This window comes from Glutamicibacter sp. M10 (assembly GCF_025452055.1).
Classification (GTDB): domain Bacteria; phylum Actinomycetota; class Actinomycetes; order Actinomycetales; family Micrococcaceae; genus Glutamicibacter.
In genome coordinates this window covers 379481-399056 of record NZ_CP104918.1, presented here as the reverse complement: position 1 = coordinate 399056, position 19576 = coordinate 379481, and the positions used below count along the sequence as shown (strand labels likewise).

19 protein-coding genes and 3 pseudogenes are annotated in these 19576 nt (G+C 58.3%); 9 read left to right on the top strand and 13 right to left on the bottom strand.

Annotated elements, in window-relative coordinates; translation table 11 throughout:
• Positions 1-129: 129 nt before the first annotated feature.
• The 3 genes and pseudogenes from adhP to N6V40_RS01960 all read left to right on the top strand — a co-directional run bounded on the left by adhP (position 130) and on the right by N6V40_RS01960 (position 2118).
• Positions 130-1160: pseudogene (adhP, locus tag N6V40_RS01970) on the top strand (alcohol dehydrogenase AdhP).
• 133 nt (positions 1161-1293) lie between these two features.
• Positions 1294-1707: a DUF779 domain-containing protein gene (locus tag N6V40_RS01965; protein ID WP_131090718.1), complete on the top strand. Its 414-nt coding sequence runs from the start codon at positions 1294-1296 to the stop codon at positions 1705-1707.
• A gap of 6 nt (positions 1708-1713) precedes the next feature.
• Entirely contained in the window at positions 1714-2118 is a 405-nt protein-coding gene (locus tag N6V40_RS01960) for a VOC family protein (RefSeq protein ID WP_131090717.1), read from the top strand.
• 182 nt (positions 2119-2300) lie between these two features.
• On the opposite strand, the gene N6V40_RS01955 is transcribed toward N6V40_RS01960, so the two are convergent.
• The 5 genes from N6V40_RS01955 to N6V40_RS01935 form a co-directional block, all read right to left on the bottom strand.
• Positions 2301-2948 (bottom strand): metal-sensing transcriptional repressor, encoded by a 648-nt coding sequence (locus N6V40_RS01955; protein ID WP_242632630.1) that lies wholly within the window; start codon positions 2946-2948, stop codon positions 2301-2303.
• Positions 2945-3814, bottom strand: coding sequence for a sulfite exporter TauE/SafE family protein (locus tag N6V40_RS01950; RefSeq protein ID WP_131090716.1), 870 nt, complete (start codon positions 3812-3814; stop codon positions 2945-2947). The genes N6V40_RS01955 and N6V40_RS01950 overlap by 4 nt, the downstream gene beginning before the upstream one ends.
• Positions 3815-3817: 3 nt before the next feature.
• Entirely contained in the window at positions 3818-4357 is a 540-nt protein-coding gene (locus N6V40_RS01945; protein ID WP_131090715.1) for a rhodanese-like domain-containing protein, read from the bottom strand.
• A 33-nt stretch (positions 4358-4390) separates the two neighbouring features.
• Positions 4391-5776, bottom strand: a complete 1386-nt coding sequence (locus N6V40_RS01940; protein WP_131090714.1) for an MBL fold metallo-hydrolase — start codon at positions 5774-5776, stop codon at positions 4391-4393.
• 135 nt (positions 5777-5911) lie between these two features.
• Positions 5912-6562 (bottom strand): GntR family transcriptional regulator, encoded by a 651-nt coding sequence (locus N6V40_RS01935; protein ID WP_131090713.1) that lies wholly within the window; start codon positions 6560-6562, stop codon positions 5912-5914.
• A 131-nt stretch (positions 6563-6693) separates the two neighbouring features.
• Here N6V40_RS01935 and N6V40_RS17235 point away from each other — a divergent pair, with 131 nt between their 5' ends.
• The 4 genes from N6V40_RS17235 (at position 6694) to N6V40_RS01925 (ending at position 10477) form a co-directional block, all read left to right on the top strand.
• Positions 6694-7434 (top strand): FAD-binding oxidoreductase, encoded by a 741-nt coding sequence (locus N6V40_RS17235; RefSeq protein WP_315973753.1) that lies wholly within the window; start codon positions 6694-6696, stop codon positions 7432-7434.
• Positions 7383-8807 carry an FAD-binding and (Fe-S)-binding domain-containing protein gene (locus tag N6V40_RS17230; RefSeq protein WP_315973752.1) on the top strand — a complete coding sequence of 475 codons (1425 nt, stop codon included), beginning with the start codon at positions 7383-7385 and terminating at the stop codon, positions 8805-8807. The genes N6V40_RS17235 and N6V40_RS17230 overlap by 52 nt, the downstream gene beginning before the upstream one ends.
• A gap of 208 nt (positions 8808-9015) precedes the next feature.
• Complete coding sequence (locus N6V40_RS17225) at positions 9016-9522, top strand: (Fe-S)-binding protein (protein ID WP_315973751.1); 507 nt, start codon at positions 9016-9018, stop codon at positions 9520-9522.
• A 157-nt stretch (positions 9523-9679) separates the two neighbouring features.
• Positions 9680-10477 (top strand): nitrilase-related carbon-nitrogen hydrolase, encoded by a 798-nt coding sequence (locus tag N6V40_RS01925; RefSeq protein ID WP_262198742.1) that lies wholly within the window; start codon positions 9680-9682, stop codon positions 10475-10477.
• 60 nt (positions 10478-10537) lie between these two features.
• Here the strand turns inward: N6V40_RS01925 and N6V40_RS01920 are convergent, their stop codons facing one another.
• The 4 genes and pseudogenes from N6V40_RS01920 to N6V40_RS01905 all read right to left on the bottom strand — a co-directional run bounded on the left by N6V40_RS01920 (position 10538) and on the right by N6V40_RS01905 (position 13660).
• A complete protein-coding gene (locus N6V40_RS01920) occupies positions 10538-11998 on the bottom strand; it encodes an HNH endonuclease (protein ID WP_262198740.1) in 1461 nt (486 codons plus the stop codon).
• A 76-nt stretch (positions 11999-12074) separates the two neighbouring features.
• On the bottom strand, positions 12075-12407 hold the full coding sequence (locus N6V40_RS01915; protein WP_262199686.1) for a PucR family transcriptional regulator: 333 nt from the start codon (positions 12405-12407) through the stop codon (positions 12075-12077).
• Between the two features lie 867 nt (positions 12408-13274).
• A pseudogene (locus tag N6V40_RS01910) lies at positions 13275-13433 on the bottom strand (PucR family transcriptional regulator ligand-binding domain-containing protein); the annotation flags it as partial.
• 17 nt (positions 13434-13450) lie between these two features.
• Positions 13451-13660, bottom strand: a complete 210-nt coding sequence (locus N6V40_RS01905) for a PucR family transcriptional regulator ligand-binding domain-containing protein (RefSeq protein WP_262198739.1) — start codon at positions 13658-13660, stop codon at positions 13451-13453.
• 97 nt (positions 13661-13757) lie between these two features.
• On the opposite strand from N6V40_RS01905, the pseudogene N6V40_RS01900 reads away from it, so the two are divergent.
• Together N6V40_RS01900 and N6V40_RS01895 are read left to right on the top strand one after the other, a co-directional pair.
• A pseudogene (locus N6V40_RS01900) lies at positions 13758-15247 on the top strand (amino acid permease).
• Between the two features lie 2 nt (positions 15248-15249).
• On the top strand, positions 15250-16920 hold the full coding sequence (locus tag N6V40_RS01895; protein ID WP_262198737.1) for a flavin monoamine oxidase family protein: 1671 nt from the start codon (positions 15250-15252) through the stop codon (positions 16918-16920).
• Between the two features lie 63 nt (positions 16921-16983).
• Here N6V40_RS01895 and N6V40_RS17220 read toward each other — a convergent pair whose 3' ends face one another.
• Genes N6V40_RS17220 through N6V40_RS01880 form a run of 4 tightly spaced genes read right to left on the bottom strand, consistent with a single transcriptional unit; the run spans position 16984 to position 19551 of the window.
• Entirely contained in the window at positions 16984-17160 is a 177-nt protein-coding gene (locus N6V40_RS17220; protein ID WP_315973750.1) for a hypothetical protein, read from the bottom strand.
• A complete protein-coding gene (locus tag N6V40_RS01890) occupies positions 17157-17954 on the bottom strand; it encodes a cyclase family protein (RefSeq protein ID WP_315973749.1) in 798 nt (265 codons plus the stop codon). Before N6V40_RS01890 ends, N6V40_RS17220 begins: the two co-directional genes overlap by 4 nt.
• Entirely contained in the window at positions 17951-18199 is a 249-nt protein-coding gene (locus N6V40_RS01885) for a hypothetical protein (RefSeq protein ID WP_131090706.1), read from the bottom strand. Before N6V40_RS01885 ends, N6V40_RS01890 begins: the two co-directional genes overlap by 4 nt.
• A 14-nt stretch (positions 18200-18213) precedes the next feature.
• Positions 18214-19551, bottom strand: a complete 1338-nt coding sequence (locus N6V40_RS01880) for a TRAP transporter large permease subunit (protein ID WP_262198735.1) — start codon at positions 19549-19551, stop codon at positions 18214-18216.
• Between the last annotated feature and the right edge of the window lie 25 nt (positions 19552-19576).

Here is a 19576-nt window from a genome sequence, read left to right as displayed (position 1 = left end):
ACCGAAAGGTATTCACAAAAACCCAAAGGTGCGGGTCGACTTAAGAAACGTCAGGGACGCGATTGGTTTTATTTTCCCAACGGTGGTTTCTGCCCAGCACTGTCGTTTTTCTTGCAAAGGACAAAGTACATGAGCACGATGAAAGCTGCAGTAGTCAAAGGTTTCGGCGACGAACTAGAAGTCGAAGATGCTACCATTCCCCAGCCCGGCCCCGGGCAGGTGCTGGTCAAACTGATCGCCTCCGGCGTCTGCCACACCGACCTTCACGCTGCCGAGGGGATTGGCCGGTCAAGCCCAAACTTCCGCTGATCCCCGGGCATGAAGGGGTAGGTACCGTCGAAAAGCTCGGCGAAGGTGTCACCGAAGTTGCCGTGGGTGATCTGATCGGCAACGCGTGGCTAGCCAGTGCTTGCGGGCACTGCCAGTATTGCCGCACCGGCTGGGAAACATTGTGTGAAGAGCAGTCCAATGGTGGGTACTCCATGGATGGTTCCTTCGGGCAGTATATGCTCGTGGATGCACGCTACGCTGCCCACATCCCTGAAGGATCTGATCCGCATGAGATCGCGCCGGTGCTGTGTGCTGGGGTGACGGTGTACAAGGGGCTGAAAATGACCGAGGTTAAGCCAGGTCAATGGGTTGCGATCTCCGGCATCGGTGGTCTGGGGCACATTGCGGTGCAATATGCTGTGGCCATGGGGATGCGTGTGATCGCCATTGACGTGGCCGATGACAAGCTCGCGCTGGCCTCCAAGCACGGTGCGGAAATTACCGTCAACGCCTTCGCGCAGGATCCAGCTGAAGTTATTCAGGAGAAGGTCGGAGGCACCCACGGTGTGCTGGTCACCGCGGTCCACCCTAAAGCCTTTGGCCAGGCGATCGGCATCACTCGTCGTGGTGGAACCATCGTGTTCAACGGCTTGCCCGCTGGTGACTTCCCAGCTCCCATCTTCGACATTGTGCTCAAGGGGCTGACCATCCGCGGCTCGATCGTTGGTACACGCCAAGACATGATTGAGGCACTGGACTTCTACGCTGCAGGCAAGATCAAGCCGACGTTCCACACTCGTCCGCTGGAAGATATTAACGCGGTCTTCGACGAAATGCGTCATGCAAAGATCGATGGACGCGTGGTCATCGACTACACCGGAACAAAATAATTTACGTGTAACCTCGGGCTTGCCCGCCGCAACATTGTGGCGGGCAAGCCCGAGGTTTTACTTCAGCAACACCGTGGACTGCATGGATGAAATGGAGGACACTGGCAACAACAACTTCACGCAGGAGTGAACCATGAGATCCGTAACTGAAACCAAGGCAACCATCGCCGGGGAAGGCTTCTCCCGAGTAGCCTTCGCGTCCGAGGCCCTAGACCTGTTGCGCAAACTCTGGGGCATCCATGGTCCGCTGATGTTCCATCAGTCCGGCGGGTGCTGCGATGGTTCCTCGCCCATGTGCTACCCGGCCGGGGAATTCCGCACCGGTGACTCGGATATTTTGCTCGGATTACTTCCCCTCGATGATGCCAACGGGCAAGCCTTGGGAGAGATCGAATTCTGGATGTCCAAAGAGCAGTTTGAATACTGGAAGCACACCAAACTGACCGTTGATGTGGTCACGGGTCGTGGCTCCGGCTTCTCTGTTGAAGCCCCAGAAGGCAAACGTTTTTTGATCCGCAGTCAGCTCATCGAATTTCCAACCAGTTAGGGAAACATGTCTTCCCCAATGATTTACGTGCTCTTCGAGCGCAATGCACGCGAAGCGATGAACTTTTATGCGGAGATTTTTGGTGGAGAGCTTCGGCTCTTTACCCATGAGCAGTTCAATCGCGACGAAGGTACGCCTGAGGCGATCGCGCACGCCGAGCTGCGTGGGGTGGTGAACCTAGGCGGCGCAGATGTTGCGGCAGGGCAGAGTGCGGTGAAGACTCAAGGCCTAATGCTTTCCCTGCTGGGGAGCGCTAAGCCAGAAATTATGCGCCAGTGGTTTGAGCAACTGTGTGTTGACGGTGAGGTCATCGACCCACTGTCACTCAAACCCTGGGGTGCTACAGATGGCCAGGTCCGCGACCGTTTTGGCCTTCACTGGCTGGTTGGCTTCGAGGTTGAATCGGCCTAGCCGAATAACCGCTTGAAGAAACCCTTTTTAGGTTCGGCTTCGTGACCTTGGCAGCGGTCCTTGGCCGAAACGTTGCGCATTACTGAATCAACGTGTTGGCCGCAGCCAGCCCAGGTGGTCTTCTGGCAAATCTTGCATTGAACTTGACGGCACATAATTTTCCTTGGTGTTTAGTGGTGTGGTTAGGACAGGGAGAGGAATAGCTTTTCGAGTTCTTCGACGCTCAGTCCATCTTCTTCTTTGGAAGCTTTTTCTGGATCTGCAATGCAGTACTGCATTGCAGTGGAGACGATGGCGAAGCCTGCACGATCCAAGGCGGTAGACACTGCCGAGAGCTGCGTGACAACTTCACGACATGATCCGTCGGTTTCCACCGCATTGATGACTGCATCAAGCTGGCCACGGGCGCGCTTGAGTCGGTTAAGAATTCGCTTGCGGGTTGCTTCGTCAGCGGTACGCATCGTTGTCTCCTTGTTAGCTGGCCGGCCATCGGACTGGTGATCGTTCGGTGTAAGCGTCTTGAACTGTTCGATCAGCTGTTCCAAGTCGCCAGTGTTTAACGCGCCGGGTTTTGAATGTACAAGTATCCCATTTTTGAAGGCCCTAAGTGTCGGGATCGAAGCAACTTTGGCTGCTCGTGCCAGTTCACTTTGAGTTTCGGTATTAACCTTCGCAAACGCGATTTTCGGGTGTCGCACGCTGGCCAGGTCAAAGATCGGTGCAAAGCTGCGACAAGGAGAGCACCAAGGTGCCCAGAAATCCACAAGCACCAGCTCATTGTTCTCAATGAATGTCGCAAAATTGTAGGCGGTGAGTTCTATCGGCTTCATAGGCCGCCGCCTTTGGCCACAAGCGGGCATCGGATGTCGAGCGTTGGAAGCATGCGGCACAAGATAAGAAGTGCACCGCCAGTCACCGCTGTCCAACTGAGTATCAGCCCGCCTGGAGCTGGAAGCTCTTGGCTGAGTACAAATACCCCCATGGCTAAAACAAAATAACCAAATCCGCGACGCAACGCGCTGTCGTTGATTTTTTGAGAGATTTTCATCCCGATCAAAGATCCAACGATTGCTGCTGCCGCCAAGCCCAATGCTAGCGTCCAATTAATTGAGAGGGCATTAAGCTGCCCTGACATGGCGGCAACTGAATTCAGGGTGATCACCAACAAGGAAGTTCCCACGGCGTGCTGCATGGACAGGCCAGCTAATAAGGCCAACGCCGGAACGATCAGAAAACCACCGCCAGCGCCCACCAGTCCGGTCACCATTCCAATGCCCAGACCCACAGGGACGAAGAACCTCAAAGGAAGGCTGGCGTTGGCACGCTCCTTCCGTCCACGGATCATCCCGCGGGCGCTACCTACCATGATCACTGCAAAGCCGATCATGAGGAGCTGAGCAGGAATTCCTTGGGCCAATAACCCGGCTCCGTAGGCGCCAACCATGCTGGTGGCTGCAAAAATCAGACCTTGTACCCAGCGCACATGACCTTTGAGCGCATGTGGCAACAGGCTGACCGCCGAGGTTGCTCCCACCACAAGTAGAGAGGTGGCAATTGCTTCTTTGGTGGGCATCGCGGCTACATAGCTCAGTAGCGGAACCATCAGGATTGAACCCCCGCCACCGAACATTCCCAGGGCTAGCCCGACAACGCCCGCTAGGGCCAAGATCATGATCAGCAGAGGTCCAATTTCCATGGTCTACTTCTTTACCTTGTTCCAGGGTGCCATGCACAGGACGTTGATCATCGGGCAGCTATCGCGTACAGCCGAGTATGCAAGCCCACCGCCGATCCCCGCCGAAAGGTAAGCGAACTTCGGGGAGATGAACTTTGCGCCGAGCAATCCAACTAATACCAAAGAACCGGCGGTCATGCGCATCTGGCGGTCCAAGGCCCAGCGCTGTGTACCGCGCACTATAGTGCCACCTGCAGATTCGTAGGCGGTGATACCACCACTGAGAACGGTGCTACCGGTGATATTCAGTTCCTGCAGAACGTGTTGCGCCTTAGTGGCCCGGCTACCACTGTGGCAGATCAGTATCGGGCGGCCAGGAATTTTGTTCAGCACCTCGGCAGCGTTCGCTTGGAACTCATCCAGCGGTACGTTGTAGGAACCGGGGATGTGGACGGTCTCAAATTCACCAGCCGTGCGTACATCGATCAGCGCGAGCTCGCTATCCGGGGTAGCTACCAGACACTTGAGTGCTTCAGCGTCCAGCACAGTCTTAGGGGAAGTCATAAAATTCAGTTCAGCTTTCGGTACTGTCGATGATTAGTTGTCTAGCTTGGACCAGCCGAGGTAACTACCTTCGAGCTCAATCACGTTGAATCCGGCATCACGTAGGGCGCTGGCAGCCACTGCATTGCGCATGCCGCTCTGGCAGTAGGTCACGATGGTGCCATCCGTTGGCAACTGGTCCTGCTGCCACAGCACTCGACCACCGGAAATCTGTGTGGCGCCAGGGATATGCCCGGCGGCAAATTCGGTCTTGTTGCGCACATCTAGCAGTAAGTCATGGTCGAAATCAGTCAGTTGTGCAGGTGTGATTGACTGCGGCTTGTAGCTTGGGAGGCCATCAAGGGAGAGTGCGTAACCCTTCACGGCGTCGATCCCTACGCGCATCAGGTGTGCACGGATTTCATCTGCGTGCCCAACAGATTCCGCCAGCACCACCATTGAACGACGATCCTCTTCAGGGTCGTAGGCCCATGCGCCGAAGCTCGCGGTTTTTGCTTTGCCGGGGATCGACAGTGCGCCAGGAACTGTGCCTTCAGCGATCTGGGTGTGACTGCGGGTATCAACAAATACCGACGTGCCAGCTTCCATCTGCTCAAGGATCTGTGCGGCATCGAGCTCTGTGAGCTGTTCAAGCTCACCAAGGATAGTTGGTCCCTGACGATTCTGCCGCTTCATACGGGCAAAGTAGGCGTGGGCATCTGGCTGGCCGTTGAGCAGTTCGGCGATGAAACCGTCCTGATCATCAGTGGCCAGGTAGGTGCTCCACCAAGCGAACTTGCGCTCGTAGCCCAGCGTAGTAGATGGAACCGCGCCAAGTGCCTTGCCGCAGGCGCTACCGGACCCATGACCCGGGTGGATCTGGATGTAGTCGGGCAGTTCGGCGAGAGTCTTCTTTAGGGACGCATAGAGATCGCGGGCGCCTTCAAAACGAGTGTCTACGCCTCCGGCGGCCTCGTCTAGGAGGTCAGGTCGGCCCAGATCGCCGGCAAAAATGAAGTCTCCGGAGAGCAAGTAGCCCGGGGAGCTGCTGAACGCGCCGTCGGTGACCAGATAGGCCAGGTGTTCTGGAGTGTGGCCCGGGGTGTGGCGAGCGACGATGCGTAGGTTGCCCAAGGCGATTTCATCCCCGTCGTAGAGTCGCTGGGCTTCAAAACCGTACTGCCAGTCTTCTCCACCTTCACCGGAAACGTAACTGGTGGCGCCGGTGGCAGCTGCCAGTTCGCGGGTGCCGGAGAGGTAGTCGGCGTGGATGTGGGTTTCGGCAACGGCGGTGATGCGCATGCCGTGTTTGGAAGCCAGAGCCAGGTAGTCGGAGATGTCGCGACGGGCATCGACCACAAGGGCCTCACCCTTAGCTTGGCAACCAATAAAGTAGCTGGCCTGCGCGAGGTCCTCATCGTAGAGGCGTTCAAGCAACATGGTGATTCCTTTCGGGACGGATGTAGTACGAGCTTATACATACCCCCTGGGGTATTTCAAGAATACGGGCGGGGGTATGCGTGCGTCCAGTGAAAGTCGGCTTGTTGTGGGAGGGTTCTCCGGCCGCGCTGTTGCCTACAAGCTATCTAGGTGCGCGGCTAGTCGTTCGCTCGCATTCTCTAAATGCTGAGCTAATAATTCTGCGGCACCTTGCTGGTCACCGTCGGCAATCTTTTGTAGCAAGCGGGCATGTTCGTCGGCGATATCCGTGGTGTTTAGCAACGTCGCATCTTGCACCTGCGTCATGCACAAGCGGATCTCGTCGCTGAGTTGGCCGTAAATGGCGCTGGTGCGCGGCGAATTTAGTGCCTGAACCAAGGCGGTATGGAAGCGAACGTCCGGGTCCACGATCTGGATCGGCGAGGCATCACGCAGGGCAGTGATTTCTTCGTTGGCCGCACGAGCGGCTTGCGGAACCTGGCCGGTGCTGGCCAGCAGGCGCACAGCCTCGGCTTCGATGATGGCGCGGGTGCTGTAGATGTCGCGGGCATCAGCCGAGGTCAGGCGCGTGACCCGGGCGCTCTGGTGGGCGTTGCGGGTGAGCAGGCCGCTGGCCACGAGGTTTTCCAGCGCGGCCTTGGCGGTGGGACGGGCCACCTCATAATGGGTGGCCACATCGACTTCGCCCAAGGGGGTGCCGGGGGCCAGCTCGCCGCTGAAGATGCGGGTGCGCAGTGAGGTGATGACGGCCTGCACCACCGAAACCACTCCTAATCGGGCTGCCACGTGATTTCCTTTCGCGCCGGCAGAAAATAACTATGTAAGTATCCCATGAAACGTACTATCATGGCATGTGTACTTGTTAGACAATTTTCTTCTTGGGCAGTAACCACCTGCCCGCAACACAGGAGCGCACCATGGCATTGAGCACGCCGGCACTCGGTGAACCTAGGGTTCCATCCAGTATTCTCGACCTCGTGGGCGATCCGGGGCGCGTTAAAACTCGATCCATCGACCGTGTCGCCTACGCCTCGGATGCCTCGCATTACCTGTACACCCCTCAGGCCGTAATCCTTGCCAAAGATGCCGCTGAAGTCGCAGCCCTGCTGCGCGCCTCGGCCGCTAATAACCAACCGGTGACCCTGCGTTCGGGCGGCACCTCGCTGGCTGGCCAGGCCAGCGGTGATGGTTTGATGATCGACGTGCGCCGCAACTTCCGCGACATTCAGGTGCTCGACGACGGTGCTCGCGTGCGGGTGCAGCCCGGCGCCACCGTCCGCCAAGTTAACGCGCGTCTGGCGGTGTACGGCAGCAAGCTCGGTCCGGATCCGGCGAGCGAAGCGGCCTGCACCATCGGCGGAGTGATCGCCAATAACTCTTCTGGCATGGCCTGCGGCACCGAGTTTAACACCTACCGCACCTTGGAATCGATGACCTTTGTGCTGCCCTCGGGCACCATGATTAATACCGCCGATCCGGATGCCGACCGTCAGCTAGCCGCCGCGGAACCGGAACTGGTCGCCACCTTGGACCGCTTGGTCAAGCGTGTGCGCACCAACCCGGCCTCGGTGGCCAAAATCCAAAAGCACTTTGCCCTAAAAACACCATGGGCTACGGCATCAACGCCTTTTTGGACTATGACACCCCGGCGGATCTGATGGCGCACCTAATCATCGGCTCCGAAGGAACCTTGGCCTTTGTTGCCGAAGCGGTGTTCCGTACCGTGCCGATCCGTAAGTTGGCCATCGCCACCCTGGCCGTGTTCGAAAACCTGGATTTGGCCACCCGTGCCCTGCCTGAACTGTTGGAATCCGGGGCGGCGACCCTTGAACTAATGGACTCCACTTCACTGCGTGTGGGTCAAGAACTGCCCGGTGTGCCCGAGGCGATTATGGGCTTTGAGGTGGATCAACAGGCGGCGCTGCTGATCGAATACCACGCGGATAACGCCGAAGAACTTACCGGGTTGCAAACCGCTGGCCAACGTCTGCTGGACACCGCGGCGCTACGCGCCCCCGCACTGCTCTCTGACGATGCCAAGAGCCGGCAGGCTGCCTGGAAATTCCGCAAGGGCCTCTACGCCTCGGTGGCAGGCGCTCGCGCATCCGGGACCACCGCCCTACTAGAAGACGTCGTTGTCCCGGTTGAATCACTGGCTGAAACCTGCGACAACTTGCAAGGCCTGTTCACGGAGTACGGTTACGAAGATTCGGTGATCTTCGGCCATGCCAAGGACGGCAACATCCACTTTATGCTCACCGACCGCTTCGAGGGTGATGCGTCACTAAACCGCTACAACTCGTTTAACGACAAAATGGTTGAACTGATCCTGGCCAAGGACGGGAACCTGAAGGCTGAGCACGGTACCGGCCGCGCCATGGCCCCATTTGTTCGCGCGCAGTACGGCGACGAACTCTACGAGGTGCACCTTGAATTGAAGGCTGCCTGTGACCCGCGGCTGATGATGAACCCAGGGGTGATCATCGACGAGGACCACGCGGCCCACATTCGCAATATCAAGCTCAACGAAACCATCGAAGTTGAGGCCGACCACTGCGTGGAATGTGGTTACTGCGAGCCTGTTTGCCCTTCCAAGGACCTGACCCTCACCCCGCGCCAGCGCATCGTGGTGCGTCGCGCCATTGCCAAGGCTGAAGCCGAAGGCAACACTGAACTGGCTGCGGAGCTGGAACGCGATTACGAATATAACGGCGTACAGACCTGCGCCGTGGATGGCATGTGCGTGACCGCCTGCCCGGTCGGTATCAATACCGGTCTGCTGGTCAAGCGTCTGCGTCGCGAAGATACTCACCCGGTTTTGGCTGCCGGTTTTAAGGCCGTCGCCAAGGGCTGGGGACCGGCCACTCGTGCGGGGTCCCTTGCGCTCAGTGTTGCCGATAAACTCCCGGCACCGCTGGTACGAGGCGTCACCGATGTGGCCCGCAAGGTCGTGAGCACCGATGTTATGCCACGCTATGATGCGGATCTTCCCGGGGAGGCAAGGCACGTAAATTATTGGCTGGGAATTTAGGCGCTGCTGGCACCGAGCCGCTGGCGATTTACCTTCCTGCGTGTGTGAACTCGATGTTTGGCCCGACCGGTGAAGGCGAAGGTGTGGCTTCGGCCTTCACCAAGTTGCTGCATGCCGCTGGCGTTTCGGTATATGTCCCGCAAGGCATTGAATCCACCTGTTGCGGTACCCTTGGACTTCCAAGGGCTACGCGGAGGGGCACGAGGCGATGGCCGAGCGCGTCCTTCAAGAAGTTCGTTCAGCCTTGCCGGGGAAAAATCTGCCGATCATTTCTGATGCTTCCAGCTGCACCGAGGGCTTTGCCCACACCCTCGAAGAGCAGGGGTATGAAGTGGTTGACCTGTTGGCTTTCACCTCAAAGCACCTGCTGGACAAGTTGCCTGAAATTCAGAAGATCTCCTCGATCACGTTGCACCCGACCTGCTCGTCCACCCAAATGGGTCTGAACCCTGATCTGCAGAAAATCGCACAGACCGTGGCGCAGCAGGTGAACACTCCAGTGAACTGGGGTTGCTGTGCCTTTGCGGGGGATCGTGGCATGTTGCACCCCGAGCTGACTGACTCGGCCACCGCACGCGAAGCTGCCGAAGTTCGCGAGCTGGATGCGCAAGCCCATGCGTCGTGCAACCGCACGTGCGAACTTGGAATGTCCCGCGCCACCGGCAAAGAGTACCGCCACGTGGTTGAACTTCTTGCTGAGGCCGTCGGCAAGTAATCGCAATGAGGTCGTCCAGAAAGCTTTTCTGGGCGACTTTGTTGTTGGTGCGAAAAGTACGCACATCTGCACTCGCGGTGCCAAATAACCTAGACATATCAGGGTGCGCTCAGAATATGGTTAAACCTAGCCATCGATGATGCTTGGAAGGAACCAAATGCGTATCGTAGTAATGCAGGCCGAGGCAGAGGTATTGGAGATTGAGCGCAATCTTCTTGCCATCGATCATGCTGCGCAACGTGCTGCCTCCGATGGCGCCAAAATCCTGCTCACTTCCGAGCTTTTCACCGTCGGATATGCGCCCTACGTCCTGCGCGATTCGCTGGATATTTCGTTGTTGCCTGGTGCGCGTGAGCGGTTGTCGGCCATTGCCGCCAAGCATTCGATTGCCCTGGTCTACTCCCTACCCGAGATCACTGATCACGGTTGGCTGATCACGTCTACTTTTGTTGATGATCGGGGAGCGAAGCTGGCCCATTATCAAAAGGTGCAGCTCTTTGGTACTGAAGAGCATGAAGTCTTTATCGCTGGCAGCAACCCTCCAGCCTCCTTCGAATATGAGGGCATCATGCTGGGCATGGTGATCTGCTTTGACGTGGAATTCCCGGAGGTTGTCCGGGAAGCCTCGCGACGTTCAGTGCAGTTGCTACTTGTTCCCACTGCCATGGGCCGCGGATACGAGCAAGTGTGCACTCAACTTGTTCCAACTCGCGCCATGGAGAGCCAGCTTTTTATTGCCTACGCAAACCACAGCGGAACTGAAGCTGGATTTGAGTTGGCAGGCACCAGCGTAATCGCCGGTGCTGATGGCACCATCCTGGCTCAAGCCGGTGCAGGTTCCGAGCTTCTTGCTGCGGATATCGACGTGAGTTCTTTGGCGAAGATTAGATCGGAAGTTCCGTACCTTGCCGAAGCTCGGACGGATCTCTACGCGCAATGGCTAATGGAGAAATAACTGACCCATAGGGTATGCCCGCGCAGCGAAGTGCTGCGCGGAAACACCTTAGGTTTGCGGTCATGATGTGTTGGAAGCCGGCGGATCGCCCCGGCTCAGCCTGCCCTTGAAGTCTTTGAACCACGTTGCATCGGTCGCCAACTGTGGGAAAGGCTTATGCACATATCCGGTCGCAGGTGGGGCCGTGGACTGATAAGACATTCCGGATACCGGGCTGATGAGCATCGTGTGCGGACCCTTCATGGCCGTGAGCTCAATCCAACCGTAAGCTTCCTTATTCTTGTTGCAGTTTTCGCAACGGCCGCAGGAATTGTGCACGTTGGTCTTCCCACCCCGCGCGTACTGCTCCACGTGGTCAGTTTCGGCAACGATTCCGTCGCAGAAAGGTGTGCGGCAATGTCGATCTCGAATGCTGACGAATTTCTTGAGCTTCTCCGGGAAGATCCGGGCCTTGGAATCCATGCTTATCAAGTCTTGGTTGCCGGGAGCCGTATATATTCTCGCGAGTTCGGTGAGCACTTCGATTTCTTCAATATGTTCCGGGGTGAGCTTTGCTTCCATCTCTTCGAAGGTTAATTCGTTGTCGATCTGGTGCCCGCCGATCCATTCACGCACCTCTTGTGCGGGAATGTAGCCGTAGCCTTCGAGGAAAGCGGGTTCACGTTCGCCTTGGAAGAGTGCTCGCTCGGTCATGATGACGCCAACCTGCAAGTTGATGGGCATCTTTGAAGGCTCACCGATCATCATGTAGCTAAAGAGAATGTCGGCCCGGATCTGGTCCTTGGTGCGCTTGTCGCCCTTCTTATTGAGCTTGCGGGACTCCTTGTACAAGTAGTTCTTGAGTCCCATTCCCGACAGTAGTGGGAACTGTGCGGTCAGCTTCACGCAGCCCTTTTTCTCGTCGATAGTCATGCGAGCGAAACGAGACTCTTCGACAGTTTTGTGCTCTTTGGATACAGGGTCGGAATTGAAGGAAAGCGTGAAATTTCGGACGGTATCCTTGATCCGATTCCGCCCCATGCCCTCGAACATGTTCGGATTCTGGCCGAAGAGATCATCAAATTCGGTGCGACGTTGCGCTTTGACAGTCTGCAGTTCGTTGAGGATGGTGAAAATTTGAGGTTCAGTAAATTCGCCCCGGGAAAAGGCTGCAGCGATATTTGGTGTGTCTTCAAAGAGGATGCGGCAGTTGACTAGGTAATTGCGGTAGCCATTTGGGGACTGTTTGCGGGCAATGGCTACGCAAGCAGCGGCACCACGAGTCTGGTCGTCAAGGTTGACGCCACGTTCCTCATGGTCGGAAACGAATTTCTTTTCCAGCTGGTGAGAGAGGCCGGCCTGCTGGAAGTTGGCAGACGCTATGAGCCCTTCGAGTAACTCGATGCCCCGGACACAGTCCTCTTTACTGCCGTGGTCTTGTATCCACGTCAGGTCTCTTTGCAATGCGAGCCAGTGGTTTTCGAATTCCGCTGGCTCTACCGCCTGGGGCAGGGCATCTCCGTGCACCTTTGCTTCGGACATATTCTAATTATACTTCGTTAATTAGAATATGTCTTCGAATCTTGTGGAAAAGTTTCTTGAATCTCGGGCGCTGGGCTTAGCTCATGGAGCGGAAAGTTAAGGCCAGATATAGCTCCTGACGGACGTCGGCGCGGTTGAGGTCTTTGTTAAGAACCTCGCCGATGGCGGCGATGTGGCGACGCACGGAATTGCGGTGCAGGTCGATGTTTTTCGACGTTTGGTCCCAGGAACCGTTGGCTTCCAACCAGCCTTGCAGCACCTCTAGATACAGGTCGCGACGCACTTCGGGTAAATCAAGGATGTGTGCCAGGGTCTCCTGTGCTAGCTGCTTTCCGGCCTGGCTGGGTAGTAGGGAGAGGAACGAGCGGGGAATCACTTGAGCATCAAGGCTCTGGCCCTGTTCGCGCATCCGAGGCAGTAACCCGGTTGCCTGGGCGAGTAGGTCGTGCAGTTTTTCGCCGAGCTGACGGTCGACGGGCGCTGGTGTGCTGAAGCCTGCGAGGTAGCCGGAGGACTTGAGCCGATCGAACATAGTCTGGGTGGATTCGCAACGGGTGAGGGCCACAAAGTAATCGTCGTGCTGCATGACCAGTCGGGTATCAAACAGAGCCTGCAGGTGGGTGAGGTGGAAGTTGGCCTCGGTGCCGGGTTGATGCGACAGCGCGGTGATTACGACAACGCGGGCGGGGTCTGTGCGGTTCCCGCCGAGGTTGAGATTCAGCAGGGAGAGCATCGAGTCATCCAGCGGACCGCGATTGCCCAAAAGCAGCGCGGTGGCCAGCTGGGTTGCGGTGGAGGAGCTGGCGGCGCGCTCGCGGGCGAGGACTTCGAGTAGACCCAGCGCGGTGGTGATGAGGTTGTGGTCAAAAGCCGAGGGAGTACGGGCGAAGCCAACCGAAAGCACCCCAAGAAGTGGCGCGCGGCCGCCGGTGGGAAGTGTGGCGCGGATCGGGAAGGCTAGGTCGACCAAGGAATCTTCTTGGTGCAGGGCGAACTGCCCAGCGGCGGTGGTGGCCTGGGTGAAGAGCTCTAACTTCAGCTCCTCGTTGAGCTCAGCGGTGTCACCGATGGTGGCCTGGTAGCGGATGGCGCCTTCGGTGCCCAGCAGTCGCACGCTGGCGATTAGGCGCTGGGAGAGTACGGAAACCAGCGCGCTTTCGGGATCGCTCTGGGTCAGGCAGCGCATCAGCGCGCGATTGGCTTCGGCGCTGGCACGCAGCTGCGCGGCGTTGTCGGCCTCGGTGAGCTTGGCAAAGGCGATGCCGATCGCGGCGAAGGGCACGCTGGCCGGAATTTGTAGCAGGGGCATCTGGTGCTTGCGGCAGGCGTCGAGCACCGTTCTCGGGATTTGGGTGAAATATGGCTCCAGCCCAAAACCCAGGGCGCTGACTTTGGCGTTGGCCAGCCGGCTGATAAAACCGTTGACCACCTGCGCATCATCGCTGTGGCCGACTAGGGGAAGCCACTGGTGAGGATCATCTCCTGATCCAGTAGGTAATCGGTGGGGTCATCCATATCGCTGGCTTCTACCCAGCGCAGCGGCCGATCGCCCGCGTCGTTGACCAGCGTGATTTCCGGTGGCAGTTGGCGCAGGAAACGACCTAAGGTGATGCCCGGGGTGTCGACGCTCGACGAGGATGGCGGCGGTGCAAAATGTCCCATAGGAAAATATTTTAGTTCAAAACTTCCATGCTGAGAGCCGGATCACAGATCTAGGCTTGAAGGCAGAAGAAAACCCACTGTGCAGCGAGGACCCGAGATGAACAGCACGACACAAGCCAGGCGCAAGCCAGCCACCGGCCTCGGTCCGCAGCTGCGACGGCGCAAGTCGATCACGCAGATGGTCTCCGAGAGCGAAGCAAACTCATCGGGCGGAACACTGCGCCGAACCCTAGGCATGTGGCAGCTGACCATGATCAGTGTCGGCGCGACCCTGGGCACCGGCATCCTGGTGATCCTTGGCGCCACGGTGCCGATCGCAGGCCCGGCCATCTGGATCTCCTTTGTGATCGCTGGCATCACCGCACTGCTCTCGGCGGTGTCCTACGCAGAGATGGCCGGAATGGTGCCGGTGGCAGGTTCCAGCTACTCCTATACCTACGCGACCATGGGTGAAGGCATCGCCTGGATCTGCGGTTGGTGTCTGGTGCTGGAATACGCGGTTTCCGTGGCCGCCGTGGCCGTGGGCGCCGGCGAATATGTCAACGAAGCGTTACGCGCCTTTGGCCTGGAACTACCCGTTTCACTGGCCGGGGGACCGGCTGAAGGTGGGGTAGTGAACCTGCCGGCGTTGATCGTCGTGGTGCTCGCCACCTTGCTCTTGATGCGTGGAGCGCGCGAATCGGCCATCGTGAACACCGTGGTGGTCATCATCAAGGCCGGCATCCTGATCTTCTTCTCGATCGTCGCCTTCAGCGCCTTTGATGCGGGCAACTTCCAGCCGCTGTTGCCGATGGGCGCAGCCGGCGTCACCGCCGCAGCCTCCAGCGTGTTCTTCTCCTACATCGGTTTTGACGCCGCCTCCACGGCCGGCGAAGAAGCCAAAACCCCAAGCGTGATCTGCCACGAGCCATTATGCTCTCGATGCTGATCGTCACCGTGGCCTATGTGCTGGTGGCGGTTTCCGCGGTCGGCGCCCGAAAGTGGACCTGGTTTGAAGGCTCCGAAGCTGCCCTGGTGCAGATCGTCGGCGAAATCACCGGGCAGCCATGGATGGTGCTGGTCTTTGCGCTGGCCTCGGTGCTGGCCATTGCCTCGGTGGTACTGACCGTGCTCTACGGACAGACCCGCATCCTGCTGTCCATGTCCCGCGACGGACTAGTGCCGGCGGCCTTCGGCAAAATTTCGCGCCGCACCGGCACCCCGGTGCTGGGCACCGTGATTACCGGTGTGCTGGTGGCGATCACCGCCGGCTTTATCCCGCTGGGCGCACTGGCCGACGCCACGAGCATCGGCACCCTCTTCGCCTTCGCGCTGGTGGGCGTCTCGGTGATGTACCTGCGCCGCAAGCAGCCACTGGCACCGCGTACCTTCAAGGTGCCGTTCTACCCAGTCACCCCGATTTTGGGCGTGCTCGCCTGCCTGTTCCTGATGACCCAGCTCAGCTGGCACACCTGGGTAGTCTTCGGTGCGTGGATGCTGGTAGGCATCGTGCTCTACCTGGCTTATGGACGCCGCCGATCAACGCTGGGCAAACTAAGCAAGCAGGCCTATATCGACAGCCACCTTTCGAAACTACCTCAGGACTAGCAATGAATACCAGCAACCCCATCACCATGCTTAACCCCGACTTCCCGTTCAGCTACGACAGATTTGTAGCCAACGAGGCCGGGCTGGGTTCAGTGCCCGAAGCGCTGTACGGCACCGAGGTGGCCGTGATCGGCGCCGGACTTTCGGGTCTGGTGACCGCTTATGAACTGATGAAGCTGGGCCTGAAGCCAGTAGTTTATGAGGCCGATTCGATCGGTGGGCGACTGCGCACCGCCAGCTTCGCCGCAGCCCCGCAGATCACCTGCGATCTGGGCGGCATGCGCTTCCCGGTCTCCAGCAAGGCGCTCTACCACTACATCGAGCTGCTTGAGCTGGATACCTACGACTTCCCGAACCCGCTGGCCGAGCCCACCGACTCCACGGTGATCGAGCTTAAGGGACAGAAAATCTACGTAGAAGACGCCGCCGATTTGCCGGTCTTCTACCAAGAAGTGGCCGAGGCGTGGAAGCAGGCCCTGCGCGAAGACGCCCACTTTGAGCAGATGCAGCAGGCCATCCGCGACCGCGATACCGCCACCATCAAGGCCTTGTGGGACTCGATGCTTGAAGAGTTCGACGAGGAAAGCTTCTACGGCTTCATCGCCAACTCCAAGGCCTTCAAGGAGGCCGGCTTTGAGCACCGCGAAGCCTTTGGCCAGGTGGGCTTCGGCTCAGGCGGTTGGGACACCGACTTCCCCAACTCGATCCTGGAAATCCTGCGCGTGGTGTATACCGACGCCGATGACTACCACCGCGGCATCACCGGCGGCGCGGCCAAACTGCCCGAGGCGCTATGGAATCACGCACCACAAAAGATGGCGCATTGGCCAGAAGGCACTTCCCTGTCCTCGCTGCACGGCGGCGCGCCACGCGGTGCGGTCTCCAAGGTGTACCGCACCCAAAAACCAGGCTTTAACGGGGCTAACACCATTGAGGTGACCGAACGATTTGGTCGCACCGCAGAATTTGGCGCCGTGGTTTCCACCGTGCAGTCCTGGTTGCTGTCCACCGGGATCGACACCGACGAGGAGCTCTTCCCAGCCGAACTGTGGACCGCGATCGAGCGCAGCCACTACATGCAGTCCTCAAAAACCTTCGTGATGGTGGACCGCCCGTTCTGGAAGGACCGCGACCCGGTGACCGGGGAGCACCTGATGTCCATGACGCTCACCGACCGGCTGAACCGCGCCACCTACCTGCTAGATAACGGGGAGGATCAGCCCGCGGTCATCCTGCTTTCCTACACCTGGAACGATGATGCGCTCAAGTGGCTCTCCCTGTCGGCGCAACGCCGCATGGAACTGATGCTGCACTCACTGGAGAAGATCTACCCGGGTGTGGATATCCGTAGCCACATTGTGGGCCAGCCAATCACCGTATCGTGGGAGTCCGATCCGAACTTCATGGGTGCGTTTAAGGCCAACCTGCCGGGCCATTACCGCTACCAGCAGCGTCTCTACACGCACTTTGACCAGCAAAAGATGGCTGCCGGTCACCGCGGCATCTTCCTTGCGGGAGACGACGTGTCGTGGACCGCTGGCTGGGCCGAAGGCGCGGTGACCACCGGACTGAATGCCGTGTGGGGCGTACTTCAGCACCTTGGTGGCTCGGACGCGCCAGCCAACCCGGGTCCGGGTCAGTTCTTGGCCGAATTCGGACCGAAGGCGCTGTAGTTAGAACCAGCAAAAAATCAAAAGTCTCGTGCACTGCTTTGGTAGTGCGCGAGACTTTTGGGTTTAAAAGACCGCGGTGGCGTTGGCTGGGGATCCGGTGCCGCCAATAACATTCAGTGGCTTAATGGTCAGTAGGCAATCCCACCTCTTCAGCTGGCTCATGCGTCGGGCCAATGGTCCCAAACGCCAAAGCTCTCCAAGCGGGAGGCCGAGCTTTGCCAAAAACTCTTGGTGCATCATTCCGCGATCATTGGGGGCCGTGCTGATGAAGGGGAGTTGGCCACCGGTGGCAGGCACTCCACGGCGAAGTTATCGGCCGCCAGGATGCTCAATCCCGAATCCCACGCCCAGTCTAGTAGTTCTTCGGATTGCACCAACCCGGTGGCTTTGCCTGAGTCACGTTGTCGGGATTTTCCCTCCGGGGATAGCGCTAAGAACCATTCGCTCCAGCCGGTGTGAACCATCAACGCGTCGCCTTGTTCCAGTGAGATTCCATGGTGGCTTATGGCCTCAAGGAGCCGGGAAAGCGGGATCTGCTCCCCGTTGGCATGATCAAGTTGATGGCCCTGGGATTGAGCAAACCCGTCCAGGTCGATCATCACGCCACGGGTCACGATGGGCTGATCCGACCAGTATTGGATGCCCAGTTCGCTGGTACCCACAATGATCTTTTCGTCGGGCACCCCATTGTAGAAGCCGACTTCATCCGAACGGCGGTGGCGCAGTCCATCGATCTGCGAGGAGCCTTGAAGGTAAAAGCTGTCCAAGTAGTCATCACGATGGGCCGGATGATTGCCAAAAATGTGGTGCTCTGCAGCGCCTCGGGTTTTAGACATGCCAGACGAAAACGCATCAATCGGATAGTCCAGCCCAAAGGTTTCTCCCAAGCGGACCGATGTGGCCGCCTGAATACGTTTGGCCGCATCAATCTTGTCGGGGGCGCCAGCAGACGGGGAGCTAAATAGGTCCCATGAGGTACCGGCAAGGATTCCCGGGCGTTGTTTTAGCTCGGCACGAGTGGGGTACTTGCTCATTTTGATGAGTTCTCCTGTGCATATTTCACCGGGGTGGAGCCCACATGGAGCAATAGATAGGCGGCGATTGAGGCAATAGATGCACAGATACAAAGTACCGTTTTGAACACCGCGTTGGGGCCGGTCAGCAAGAGTGCACTGCCGAAGATCATTCCGGCGAGCTGTAACAGGACAAAGACGATTCCGCCGCACAGGGCCAGTGCCAGGGAGGCGACAAAGGTTTTTCGAAGTATAAGTTGATACATTTTTTCGTTTCCTTTTAGACCGGCAGGATTCCGGATGCGATCAACATACCAATGGCCAGCAACGGCACTGCGTAGAACAGCATCATGGAACGGAAGGTGCTGTACGGGTTGACCCCGGCAATACCGCAGGCAACGTACAACGGAGCTCCACCCGGGGGAACCGCCGCTTCGCAGGAGGAAAATACCAGCACAGCAACGGCAGCGGTCGGCGCCGGGACTCCGGCGGCCACAAGGGCGGCCACTCCCACGGTGCCCACCGCGGCCATGGTTGCTGTTGAGGACAACGGAGCCGCCACAGCAATGACGATTAACCCAATCACCAGGGCGAGCAGCCACACCGGCAGTGAAAGCTGGTTCAACACCGTGGTGAGTTGCTCCGGCAATCCGGTGCTGGCCAGGGCGTTGGCGCCGGCAAAGGCGAAGAGCACAGTAATTCCGACAATGCCAAAGCGGGGGATGGAGTCCTCAAGCATGGATGACCAGGCCTTGAGGCTGCGTGGCAATTTGCTCAATCCGAGCAGCAATCCCATGACGATCAACGCGATGGGGATCCAGAAGATCGGGCTGATCGCTTTGGCCACGTTGGTTTGGGTGTAATTGCTCAGTGCCTCGGCGATGGCACCGCTGGTGATGATCATCGGAATGGCAACACCGACAAAGAGCAGTAGGGTGCTCCACCCTTGCCTAAAAGCCACCGATAGTTGCTGGCGCTGTTCGGTGGGTGTGGCTTGGGCGCCGCTGCGGCGAACCAAAAGATAGGTCACAACCAGTCGATGCGCCACGCACCAAAGCCCACCAAAAATCAAGGGGACCAGCAACTCATTGGCTGAGAGCAAAGGGCCAACGGTGGAGGAACCAACAAGAACAAACATTGAAGCACTGAACGGGAAAGTGATTCCCATGCCCGCGTTACCGGCCACGATGGTGGCTGCGGTAGGGCGGTCGATCTTTGAGCGTTCCATCCACGGGATGGTAATCGATCCAACGGTTGCGGCGATGGCCGCCTGATTGTGCACGATGCTACCCAAACCGGCCGAGGATACCGTGGACACGTAGGCGGCTCCGCCCTTACTGCCACCGATCAACGAGTCCAGCAGGTTGATCATGCGTTCCATGACTCCGGCTCGTTCAAGCAGGTAGCCCATGAATACGAAGATCACTGTTGCATAGACGATTTCGTCGGTGAGCGCCTCATAGAGTGCGGCCCAACCAACGGACAGCATCTGGCTGCCACTGAACGCTGCGGCCACAACGAAGCCAAGAATCATCGCTTCACCGACGTTACGGCGCATTAGCACCGTCCAAACGATGATGACCGCGAGGTAGACGCCTAGCGCCCAGATGCCAATCATGCTGTTTCCTTCCAAGCTTGCTAGC

Excerpts from the sequence above, each read along its gene's own strand:
- N6V40_RS17230 (WP_315973752.1), top strand. The coding sequence starts at position 7,383 with ATGGGCTACGGCATCAACGCCTTTTTGGACTATGACACCCCGGCGGAT.
- N6V40_RS01915 (WP_262199686.1), bottom strand. The coding sequence starts at position 12,407 with ATGCGCGAACAGGGCCAGAGCCTTGATGCTCAAGTGATTCCCCGCTCG.
- N6V40_RS01965 (WP_131090718.1), top strand. The coding sequence starts at position 1,294 with ATGAGATCCGTAACTGAAACCAAGGCAACCATCGCCGGGGAAGGCTTC.
- N6V40_RS01885 (WP_131090706.1), bottom strand. The coding sequence starts at position 18,199 with ATGTATCAACTTATACTTCGAAAAACCTTTGTCGCCTCCCTGGCACTG.
- N6V40_RS01880 (WP_262198735.1), bottom strand. The coding sequence starts at position 19,551 with ATGATTGGCATCTGGGCGCTAGGCGTCTACCTCGCGGTCATCATCGTT.
- N6V40_RS01955 (WP_242632630.1), bottom strand. The coding sequence starts at position 2,948 with ATGAAGCCGATAGAACTCACCGCCTACAATTTTGCGACATTCATTGAG.
- N6V40_RS01895 (WP_262198737.1), top strand. The coding sequence starts at position 15,250 with ATGAATACCAGCAACCCCATCACCATGCTTAACCCCGACTTCCCGTTC.
- N6V40_RS01950 (WP_131090716.1), bottom strand. The coding sequence starts at position 3,814 with ATGGAAATTGGACCTCTGCTGATCATGATCTTGGCCCTAGCGGGCGTT.
- N6V40_RS17225 (WP_315973751.1), top strand. The coding sequence starts at position 9,016 with ATGGCCGAGCGCGTCCTTCAAGAAGTTCGTTCAGCCTTGCCGGGGAAA.
- N6V40_RS01960 (WP_131090717.1), top strand. The coding sequence starts at position 1,714 with ATGTCTTCCCCAATGATTTACGTGCTCTTCGAGCGCAATGCACGCGAA.
- N6V40_RS17220 (WP_315973750.1), bottom strand. The coding sequence starts at position 17,160 with ATGATGCACCAAGAGTTTTTGGCAAAGCTCGGCCTCCCGCTTGGAGAG.
- N6V40_RS01940 (WP_131090714.1), bottom strand. The coding sequence starts at position 5,776 with ATGTTGCTTGAACGCCTCTACGATGAGGACCTCGCGCAGGCCAGCTAC.
- N6V40_RS01905 (WP_262198739.1), bottom strand. The coding sequence starts at position 13,660 with ATGGGACATTTTGCACCGCCGCCATCCTCGTCGAGCGTCGACACCCCG.
- N6V40_RS01890 (WP_315973749.1), bottom strand. The coding sequence starts at position 17,954 with ATGAGCAAGTACCCCACTCGTGCCGAGCTAAAACAACGCCCGGGAATC.
- N6V40_RS01925 (WP_262198742.1), top strand. The coding sequence starts at position 9,680 with ATGCGTATCGTAGTAATGCAGGCCGAGGCAGAGGTATTGGAGATTGAG.
- N6V40_RS17235 (WP_315973753.1), top strand. The coding sequence starts at position 6,694 with ATGGCATTGAGCACGCCGGCACTCGGTGAACCTAGGGTTCCATCCAGT.
- N6V40_RS01945 (WP_131090715.1), bottom strand. The coding sequence starts at position 4,357 with ATGACTTCCCCTAAGACTGTGCTGGACGCTGAAGCACTCAAGTGTCTG.
- N6V40_RS01920 (WP_262198740.1), bottom strand. The coding sequence starts at position 11,998 with ATGTCCGAAGCAAAGGTGCACGGAGATGCCCTGCCCCAGGCGGTAGAG.